At 66.2% G+C, this 8366-nt stretch carries 4 protein-coding genes; all 4 read right to left on the reverse strand.

The genetic code is table 11. The annotated features are described in order from the left end of the window. Positions 1 to 798: 798 nt before the first annotated feature. Positions 799 to 4020, reverse strand: coding sequence for a UvrD-helicase domain-containing protein (locus tag IV498_RS18065; RefSeq protein ID WP_269048465.1), 3222 nt, complete (start codon positions 4018 to 4020; stop codon positions 799 to 801). Beyond that, positions 4017 to 6659 (reverse strand): PD-(D/E)XK nuclease family protein, encoded by a 2643-nt coding sequence (locus IV498_RS18070; protein WP_269048466.1) that lies wholly within the window; start codon positions 6657 to 6659, stop codon positions 4017 to 4019. The genes IV498_RS18065 and IV498_RS18070 overlap by 4 nt, the downstream gene beginning before the upstream one ends. Before the next feature lie 79 nt (positions 6660 to 6738). Continuing rightward, positions 6739 to 7686: an ATP-binding domain-containing protein gene (locus IV498_RS18075; RefSeq protein ID WP_269048467.1), complete on the reverse strand. Its 948-nt coding sequence runs from the start codon at positions 7684 to 7686 to the stop codon at positions 6739 to 6741. A gap of 67 nt (positions 7687 to 7753) precedes the next feature. Next, complete coding sequence (locus IV498_RS18080; RefSeq protein WP_269048468.1) at positions 7754 to 8062, reverse strand: hypothetical protein; 309 nt, start codon at positions 8060 to 8062, stop codon at positions 7754 to 7756. Positions 8063 to 8366: the final 304 nt, after the last annotated feature.

An 8366-nucleotide genomic window follows, 5' to 3' on the forward strand; every position in this document is an offset into this window, starting at 1 on the left:
GAGGCACCGCAACGACCAAGCCCGCGCCCACGAGACCTACTGGGAATAGCACCGCGGCGGCCCGGGCACCCGCCCGGGCCGCTACCACCTCGTCAGAACCGCGCTACCAACTACATGGACTGGCGCTACCATCTGGCGCTGCTCGCCATTTCCAGGATCGGCGACCCGTCCTCGGCGTCCCGTCGAGGAAGAAATCCATGTCAAATACGCCGTCGAGGTACTGGCCGCTCATGGGCTTTTTGCTGCGCATTGTTCGTCCTTTGATGGGTGCCGGTCTTGTTTTAGCGATGCAAAAGACCCCCTCGCCTGGCGGCGAAGGGGTCTTCCGGTGCTTGTGATATTCACTGTAGCGGGGGGCACTGACAAAATAGGATCGGCCGTCGACCACCCAGCAGTTGCAGGGTCGGTCGCCGGGATAATGGGTGGGTCGTCGAGGCATTGCCTAAAGTGTGGGACGACGACGTCTACAGGACCGTGGATCGGCAGGCAGTGGAAATTTCTGGATGACCAAGCATGTTGCGCGGGCACAACTCGTGGAGGGCTTCCTTTAGAGTAGCTTTCGAGTAGCCCCATTTTCCCGCGAAGTCAGGACGAATTACTCTCGTTTCGTCGCAGTTCGGGTTTAGAGCTTCTTTCGAGTACCTGCTGTCGGACTGGGGAAAAGCCGGAACCCCCGCAGCATTGAACGTCGGGCGCTACTGTCTCTCCGTCGAGAGCCGACCGTCGTGGAGCGAGGTCGGCCTCCTGTCGGGCATGCTCAGACGAAGAATGCTGCCTGAGTTGTTCATAATTGCTCGTTCACCTTAGACCTGCAACCTCATACACCTTCCCCAGCGCCGGCAGGTGAATGAGCACACGCTGGACCGGCTTCCCGGTGGCGGCCTCGATGGCATTGGCGTAGGCCTTCATTTGGCCGAGGTACTTGGTACGAATGTGGCCTTCAGGGTCGCTGCCGGGGTACGTTTTGTGGTCCACCAGCACGTATCCTTCTGGCCCTTCCAGCAGCAGGTCGATCCAGCCTTCCATCGTCTGGCCCTCGGGGCGCCATCCGATGGCGGCCTCGCGGTGCCGTTTCCAGCCGGGGAACTCGGCGTCAAGGTAGGCCTCGAAGCGTTCGCCGGCTGTCAGGAGCAGGTCCGGGTCGACGGTTTGACTCACACCCCAGCGCTGCACGATGCGCTCCGCCGATCGGATCCGGGCGGTTTCGTCGAGCGACCGGAACTCGGTGCCGAGGTAGGCGTGAACGGCACTGCCTACGGCGCCCCAGTCGTCCGAGCCGTGCTGTGCAAGCCGCGGTCCGAGCTCGGCGACGGCGCGAACCTGGGCCTCGATCCCGGCCGAGTCGAGGGAGCTCGCTTTGAAGCGGGCGGCCTTGCGGACCTTCGCCGGCGGCTGGGACGGGTCGATGTAGCGTGGCGTCCAGGTGCGGAGCGGAGGAACTGCTTCTGCAGGTTCCAGGGTCTCCACCCGCGCCGCGAGCCGAATATCGCCGCCTACCAGAATGACGCCGTTGGCGCCGGTGCCAGCGTCGGCCGGATCGTTCTCGGTTTCGCCGCGCCAGCTCATGAGGTCCGGGACGCCGAGGTTGTTCAGGAGCGCGGGGGTGCTGTTTTTCCCGGTCAGCACGGTGATTTCCTTGGCGCGGCTCATACCGACGTACATGAGCCGGGCCATGTTCCGGCGTTCGCGGGCCTCCGCAGCCTGGGCGACGCTGCTGGTCTTGGCGCGTTCATCCAGTGGTGAACCGCCATAGGGGAAGGGGCTGGGCCAGAAGCGGACCCAGCGTCCGGCAAGCGGCTGGGCAAGGTTCAGCGCGACGTCCTGCACGACGGCGGGGCCGAAGGACGAGAAACGGAGGTCCTTGTCCAGCGCCTCAAGCACGACGGCTTTCCATTCGAGGCCCTTGGCCTTGTGGTACGTGAGGACATTGACGACGTCGGGGCCTGAGTTCTCGGCGGACTGCTGCTCCTCGCCGGCGAAGAAATCCAGGAATCCCCGGAGCGTGGCAGGGGAGCGGAGGGCCAGGCACCGTTCGTAATACTGGTCGATGCTGCCACGGAGGGCATCCAGATTGCGCAGCCTTGTCTCCGGTGTTGACCATCCCGCAATCAGCTCCGGCAGACCCAGCGCACCGACCACTGCCTCGAAGACCGCCGTCGGAGAGGCTGAGGAAGCGTCCGCGCGCAGGGCATCCAGCGCGGCCAGGACCGGCGCTGTCTTCCAGGACGCAAGGACCGCGTCGGGCTCGGGCGTTGCCAGCAGTTCCTGCTGCCAGGTTCCGTGGTCCGGATGGCCCGGGTGGATGGCAACGAGTTCCGCCAGAGCCACGGTGTCATATGCGTCGGCGACGTAAGCCATCGCTGCGCGGGCCAGTTGCACCTCCCGAGCGGAGCCCAGGGTGCGCGCGCTGCGGCTTGCCCTGAGTCCAAGGCCGTCGAGCGCTGCCGAGATGGTAAGGACGTCGGCATTCGACCGGGCCAGGACTGCAACGTCGCACGGGCGCAGGTTGCTGTGCCGCGCGAGAAGCGACGCGACGCCGGCAGCTGTGGCACGGAGGCGTTCGCTGTCATTGGTTTGGGGCCGGGTCCACGCCTCAAGATGCCCGAAGGCGCTGCCGCTGTGCCCAGGCGGAAGTTCAAGGTGCACGGATTCCGGGCTCATCCCGTGCTCGGCGAAAACCTGTTCAAAGACGGTCTTGGACAGGTCTATGACGTGCTGCTGGGACCGCCAGGTGTAGGAAAGCTGTTCCCGGCGTGGCACCTGTCTGACAACGGCTTCCATGAGCTCGGGGTCCGCGCCGCGGAATCCATAGATCGCCTGCTTGGGGTCGCCAACCCAGACGGCTTGCTCGGCCAGCGAGCTCAGTTCGAGGAAGAGGGCAAGCTGCAGCGGGCTGGTGTCCTGGAACTCGTCGACCACCAGGAAACGGATGCGTCCCGCGAACGCCCGGCGGAAGGCCTCGTTGCCGTGGGCCAGCTGGAGGACTCTGGCCTCCTGGTCCACGAAGTCCATCAGGCCGTGGGCGTCCTTGAATTCCTGATACGCCTCGAGGCATTCGGCGGCGCAGACAAACACGCGGCGGATATAGCCTTCGAGGTCCTCGTGCAGGGCCGGATTGGCGAGCAGCTCGGCGTGGATGTCCTGCCGCAGGCCCAGAAATATCGGTTTGAGCGGGCCAGCCGGGCTGCTTAAGCAAAAGCCCCGCCAAACCTCCCAGGGAACGTCCCCGACGTCGCGGATGGAGGCGAGCTTGGCCAGCAGCTTGGGGTGTTGTTCCAGGAAGCCGGCGCTCGTGACGTTGGCTTTCTTCCCGTTGGGCATCAGCCCGCTGGCCATCACCTGCTCAAGTTCGGTTTCCGCAGCGCGCAGCTGGGTCAGCCACTCGGGCCGCCGGTCGGTCCTGGGTGTGTCCAGAAGCTCACGGAGTCCGGTCCATGACCGGTCGGCGCACGCCGGCAGGTCGGCTGCGGTCAGGAGGTTTGTCCGGGCGGCGTCGACGACGGCGCGTACGGTGTCCTCCCAGCTTGCCGCGTCCCGCGCACCCGTGCCGTCAAAGCCCAGCCGGTGGGCCACCGGCAGGATTTCCGGGGCGTGCGCCGCGAGGACTTCATCCGTGGCGAGCCGGAAAATGGAGCTGAGTTGTTCTTCGCCAATCACCTCGAGGGCCGGGGACAGGCCTGCGTCGATGGCGTACTCCTGGAGCAGCTGCCCACAGACACTGTTGACCGTTCCAATCAGGCTTGAGCCAAGTTCCTGGGCAGCCAGATCCAGTGCCGACATACCGCCGCCTGCGCCGGAACCGGTGCCGGAACCCCTGCCGAGCTCGGATGCCCGGTCCAGCAGCCGGCCAGCGATCCGCTCCCGGAGCTCACCGGCAGCCTTCTTGGTGAAGGTGGTGGCCATGATCGAGGCAGCCGGGATGCCGGCTTCGATTTGTTCCACGATCTTAGTTGTCAGCGTGTAGGTCTTGCCCGTTCCGGCGCTCGCCGAAACCATCGTGACGTTATCCAGCAGGCTCACGAGAAGTCCCCTTTCAGGCCGCAGAGCGTGCCGAAGTTGCAGTAGCGGCAGTTTGGCTTGACGTACAGACGTCCTGCTTCGGCGGCTTGGGCCGGGGCGTCCAAACCGTCCGCCGGCAGTGCATCCTCAGCGGGCTTGGCTGCCGTGACCCGGCCCGCCAGGACCTCGTCGAGGGTGAATTCGGCGGACCGGACGGTTTTCCGCCACAGTTCCGACGGTTCCTGGGTGCGTGGAAGCTTGGCGCCGAAATGCCCGTGGGCGGAGGCGAAGCTGCGCTGCTTGAACAGGTAGTACGCTGTCGGGTCGTCAGAGGGAGAATCGCCGTCGCCAAGTGCCCACTGATAGAGGGCAAGCTGCAGCGCCTCGCCATCCTGGATCTCCGCCCTGCGGTACTTGTCCGAGTTGGACCACTTGAGATCCACCACCGTCCTGCGGCCGGCGTCGTCAATGCCCACAGCGTCAGCCCGGCCGCTCACCGGGATCAAATGTTCGGTGCCGCCGGCAGTGAGGCGGAGTTCTTTGCGGAACTCTTCCTCCATACCCTGCAGCGCCACTCCTCCGCGCTGCAGCTGCTCAAAGAATGTGGCGACGGCGGTCTCCAGCGTGCTCTGCACCGCATGTCGGCGCGCCTTTTCGCCGGGCAGCAGCAGCTCCGAGGCGAAGTGCGGAAGGAGCTGCTCGATGGCGTTCCGCACCTCCTCGGCGGACGGCACGGCACGGTTTTCGGCGTACAGCTGACCGTGCAGCACCTCGACGACCTTGTGCGCGAAGGAGCCGAGCATTCGGTTTTCCGACGGGATCTGGGCGGCGTCGGGAATGCGCAGTTTCGACTTGTACTGCAGCACCCAGGACAGGGAGCATCCGAGGAGGGTATTGAGTTGGCTGAAGGAAAGGGTTTGCGGAATCAGGGTCTGGTTGGCGCCGACTTCCTGCACCGGGGCCGGGGCTTCCGGCCGGCGGAGCTGTGCCGGGGTCAGCCTGACGGTCCGTCCCGTCAGCTTCCAGGTTCCGTCCTCACCGGTGAGGGATTCGGCCGGCACGCTGCGGTCCAGAATCCGCTGCTCCATGGTGTGCCCGGTGGGTGCGGGCTGCCGCGCCACCAGTCCCTCAAGCAGCGGGTTGCCATTCAGGCGCTCGCCGTTGCGCTGGGCGATTTGGACGATGAGCAGACGGCGGGCGTGTCCGGCGCAGGCAACGGTCTGTTCGACGGCGAGGGCCGTGAGATCCTCAGGCGAGGGCAGGTGCACACCCGCACGGGCTAGGGTCCGCACATCGTGTATTTCCCAACGCCGCACGGCGAGTGTCGTTGCGGACTTGAAGCCCCACCACAGCGCGTCCTCGACGTCCTCGCCGAGCTCAACGAGGTGGTTGAGGCGCAGCCACGGCGCCGCTTCGGCGGGCAGGATGGATTCCGACGCGGGTGTCACGACGGCGGCAATGATCCGCCGAAGGTCCTGCCGCGAAACGTCGGGCAGAGGTTCCAGCAGCGCCAGCACGCGCTTGAGTTGCGCCGTGGTGGCCTGCAGCCGCGGTTCGACGGCGGCCCGTGCGTTGACGGTGGCGGCGAACCACTGCGCGGCGGCGAGCAGCGACCGACCGTCCACGCTGCCGCTGGCGGGCAGCAGCCCGGTGTTGAACGCCGTGTCCAGGGTGGCTGCAAGCGCGGGGCCGAGGTCCACATCACCGGCGATTTCCGCAACGGCTTTGAGCCAGGCTTCCCCGCCGGTTCCGGGCTCCTCCCGCAGCGCTCGCAGGAGGGAGCGTCCTGCCTTGTGCCGCACAGGAGTGTCCGGGAGGGTGAGGAACTCGGCGAGCAGGTACACGTTAACGGGGGCCCAGATGAGCTCAAAGAACAGCGGAATCAGCTGATCCTGCGCCTGCCACGGGGATTGGGCGCCGGCCCCAAGGCGTGGCTGCCCGAGCGCGGTTAGATACTGGTCCAGGACGGAGGTGGAATCGGAACAGACGACGGCGGTGCGCCCGTTGTTGGCCGCTGCCAGCCACCGGGCAGTGTGCTCGGCAGCCTCCCATTCCGTCTCCGCGTTCAAAATGGTCAGCTGCGGCTGCGTTTCGGGGCGTGCAGCCTCGCTGACGTGGACACCGCGGCTGCGGAGCGCGGCGATGAGCCGCCGCCAAACCGCTGGAAAGGTTGCCTCTGGGTGCTGGAGCACGAGCTCGTCGATGCCCAGCGGCAGCGGCGACGCCTGCAGTTCGTCGAGGATCTCGACGAGATCGTCGGCGAGCGACGGCGCCAGCCCGCCCTCGGCGCGCTCGGCGGCAGCGAGCGTGGGCAGCAGCGGCGAGGGACCGTCGTCGTCCGCGTCGGGCAGAGGCTCCGGCAGGCGCCCGTCCCAACCATTGGTGACCGCGTCATCGCGGGCTGCGAGCAGTTCCTGCGCTGTGGACCAGGCATCCACGGCGAAGGACGCGTGGAACCACGCGGCGGGGGAGTCGATGCTCTGCAGACGCTGCAGGTACTGGCTCACCCGCTCGGCGTTCGGTGTGTCCGGCCGCGTCAGTCCGAGGCGGGTCTGCAGGAGGCCGATTAGGTTCTTACGGCCGACGCGGACCCGGTTAAGGCCGGGCGCTGCGAAGGCCCACGGCGCGCGGTCCAGGAACCAGCCGAACTCAATAATCATGTATCCCCCATAGATAGCCCCTCTGTCGTTCGATCACGCTATCCAGAGGGTCCGACATTATGGTGGCGGCTGCCGCGCCCTATGCGGAGGCGGGCTCCCAGACTGAGGCCCGTGCCAAGGCTCTGGCGAGGTCTGGTCCGCCCGCTTCCGTCAGCAGTGCGGGATCACCGACCACCACCAACAGGCTCCGGGCCCGCGAGAGTCCGACGTAGAGCTGCTCCGCGGCGCGGTTCATCTCCTTGAATCCGTTGACACAGAGAATCACGACGGAGCGTTCAAGGCCCTTGAAGCCGAGGACATGGCCGTAGAACTCGCCGGCGTCGGCGTGGAAATCGCGCCAGTACGCCGCCACGGCCGCGTCGCCGGCGTCGAAGGCCTCCTGATGCAGCGGGTGGCGGTTCCTGGTGGTGAGCAGGGCGATTTGATTGTTGGCCCAGCCCTCCTCGATGAGCGCGTCCACGCAGTCCGAGGCCACGTCCAGCGCGGCGTCGGTGGCGCAGGGCACCATGCGCACGGGAACGCCGCTCGAGGTGCGCGGAGTGAAATGCTCACCGGCGAAGCAACGGAAGGTCTCGGCGATCTTTCGGGTGTTCCTGAGGTTTTCGTCCACGTGGATCGGGATGAGCCCGATGCCGTTTCCGCCCGCGCCGACGGTGCCTTGCCCGTCCCAACGCCGGTAGACGTCCTGCTGCCCGTCCATGAAAGCGTAGACCACCGCCTGCTGCGGGTCCTTGACGCACGCGAGCAGCCCGTCCCACCACTCGGACGCGAAATCCTGGGCCTCATCGACAATAATCGCATCGAGCTTTTCCGCGGTCGGAAGTCCGTTGCCGATCCCGGCGAGTATGCGGGGCATGTCGTAGTCGAAGTACTCCTGGCAGAGGCGCCGGGCTTTCTCAAGGGCGAGCCAGGTTTTCCCGCTGCCGGCACCGCCGATGAATCGCACGTGCGGCAGCGAGCGCGTCGCATCCAGCAGCAGCGACTGCTTTTCGGTCAGCGCATCCTGGGTGTCCTCGACTTCCGCCAATGTTCCAGACGGCGCGCCCTCTGGCTCCAGGTTCCCCGCGACAAAGCGCTCGAGCCGGTGCCTCGGCTCACCGCCGCAGCATCCCCATGAACACAGCATTCGGCCGTGCATCCGGCAGCGTCCGCTGCACGGCCGCCAGCGCCTGCACTGGCGAGATGCCGGCAACCCGTGCGCCGTATAGGGCGGCGACCGTGGGGGTGCGGGACTCAGCGCGGACGCAGTGAAGCAGCACGGTTTTCCCCTCGGCACGGAAGCGTTCGACGGCGGCGGCAGCCTCGCGCAGGACGTGGCCGGCATGCGCATTGTCGTCAACCGCTGCGGAGTCGACCACCCAGAAGCTGGCATGGTCGGCCACCACGTATCGTGGGCACGTCATCGGTGCCGAGTCGGCAGAGCGAGTCGACGGCGTCGATTTCCAGTTCGGCGATTCGGGACAGTGTGTCCACCCCGCCCAGTCAGACGCCGTCGTCGTGAGGGTGCCGGACCAGCTGAGCGGTGCGGTCCCAGCCGTTGTAGTCCTGGGTTGCAGCCCCAGGACTCCTGACATGGGATGGTCGATTGTCTAGCTGAACCTTGTAATCTCGGGTCTTTCGTTGGGCGACCGGCTTTTAATCCTCCCTCATTTGTTATATAATCTAGTAGAAGAAATGTTCGGTTGCTGAGGGGTGGGATCATGAGTG

The organism is Paenarthrobacter sp. Z7-10, from assembly GCF_026932795.1.
In the GTDB taxonomy this organism is placed as follows: domain Bacteria; phylum Actinomycetota; class Actinomycetes; order Actinomycetales; family Micrococcaceae; genus Arthrobacter_M.

Coding starts and splice junctions, on each gene's coding strand:
- IV498_RS18070 (WP_269048466.1), bottom strand. CDS start 6,659: ATGATTATTGAGTTCGGCTGGTTCCTGGACCGCGCGCCGTGGGCCTTC.
- IV498_RS18080 (WP_269048468.1), bottom strand. CDS start 8,062: ATGACGTGCCCACGATACGTGGTGGCCGACCATGCCAGCTTCTGGGTG.